Here is a 1,741-nt window from a genome sequence, read left to right on the forward strand (position 1 = left end):
CTTGCGGGGGAGATGGTCGGCAGACCAGAGGGGGGCGCTGTCCCGCCGACGTGTCGGCACTTGGTTTCTCCGATGCTCCGCCCGCTTCGTCATCCTCGGGCTTGACCCGAGGATCCATGCCGTGACAGTTGCCGAAGGATGAGGCCAGCTGGAATTCTTCACCGCCGCACCGCTCGCAGGTCACGGCATGGATTCTAGGGTCTGCGCGCGTCGCTTCGCTCCTTGCTCCGCCCTAGAATGACGATCGTCGTAGGTCTCATTCCGTCACACCCCCTCTGTCCTGCCGGACATCTCCCCCGCAAGGGGGGAGATTGGCGGCTCGGGCGCCGGCTCACACCCTAATAGCATTCATCACCATCTTCGAAACCCTGGCGCAACTCCCCGGCTTCACGTCGCCCGCTTTCAGCGGCACGCCCTTGCCGGCGGCCACTGCCGGCTCGAACCAGCCGCGCAGCGCCTGGTCGGTGGCTGAGTAGCCCCAGTTCACCAGATCGACCGTCTCTTCGCGCCCCAGGAAATGCAGCGAGGTGCCGATATCCGCCGGCGCGGTGGCGGCGGTCTGCACGAAGTTCGGCTCGCTCGCGTCCGGCTTGCTGGCGATCGACCAGAAGACGCCCCGCGTCGACGCGTAGTCGTGCCGCGTCGCGTCGTTGGACAGGCCGCGATCGTCGGCATCCTTGGCCGCCTGGAAACGCGCCGCCAGATCCCGGCGCCGCAGCGAGCGCACCTGGTTGTCGGTGGTGTCGAGCACGCGCTTCAGCTGCGAGAACCAGTTCCAGTAGCCCGCTTTCGAAGCCTGCCAAGGCGCGCCGGCGTCGCTCACCAGCAGCCAGCGGCAGCGTTTCAGCGCCGGCTCGATGCCGTGATTGTCGTAGACGCCGCCATCGGTGAGCACGGCGCGGCGCGGCGGCACCGGCGGACCGACGCTCGGGTCGAGCTTGTCGTTCTTCCACGCGAAGGGCGTGAGGTCGAGCCGCAGCGGCGACAGGAAGGGCGGGAAGGCCGAGGAGGCGGCCACCGCGGTTGCGACCGGCAGGTCGGCTTGGTACGCGACGCCGATGCGGTAGTCGGCAATATAGCGCCGCGACAGCCGAAACAGCGAGCCGGTGCTGAGATTGCTGGAGCAGAACACGAACCAGGGTTTTTCCGGCAGGCTTTTCAGCATCGGCCTGGAGCCGTCGAACAGGTGCCGCTCGTAGCAGGCGGCGACTTCGCGCGCCGCGCTCGAAAACGGGTTGAACAGGCCCTTGAAGATCGACGGCGCGTCGAGGAACACCTGCGAGAATTCCAGGATCCTGTCGAGATAGATATCGAAGTTGGTGGCGACGCCGTCGACAAATTTGAAGCGCGGCCAAAGCACCGCCAAGAGCCCGGCCGCGATCGAGCCGCCCGAGACCGAGCTCACCATGTCGAGTTTCGGGAGCAGCCCAGCCTCGTTGAGGCGGCAGAGCGCGCCGGCGTGGAACAGCATGGCGCGGTAGCCGCCGCCCGACAGGCAGAGGCCGAGATCGTAGCGCTCGGCCTTGCCGTCGGTGCGGTCCATGCCAGCTGGTTGTGCCCCGCTATCCGGCGCTGCCGTCTCACTGGCCATCAAATGACTCCGATCGTTCGGCTGGGGCGGGCTGGTTTCAGCGCCCAATCCAGCCGAGAGCCAGGCTTCTGGCAAGCTGCGGAATCGCGGAATGTCGGGAGGTGTGCTGTTGATGGCGAAAGCGGCGAAGCTGCTGATCTCCCCCGCAAA

The 1,741-nt window shown here is 66.7% G+C and carries 1 protein-coding gene; it reads right to left on the reverse strand.

What is annotated here, in order from left to right:
* Window positions 1–331: 331 nt before the first annotated feature.
* Window positions 332–1,591, reverse strand: a complete 1,260-nt coding sequence (locus RFM98_RS31100; RefSeq protein ID WP_430682410.1) for a patatin-like phospholipase family protein — start codon at window positions 1,589–1,591, stop codon at window positions 332–334.
* Window positions 1,592–1,741 lie beyond the last annotated feature (150 nt).

Origin of the sequence: Mesorhizobium australafricanum (assembly GCF_033977265.1) — a bacterium.
GTDB classification, from domain to species: domain Bacteria; phylum Pseudomonadota; class Alphaproteobacteria; order Rhizobiales; family Rhizobiaceae; genus Mesorhizobium; species Mesorhizobium australafricanum.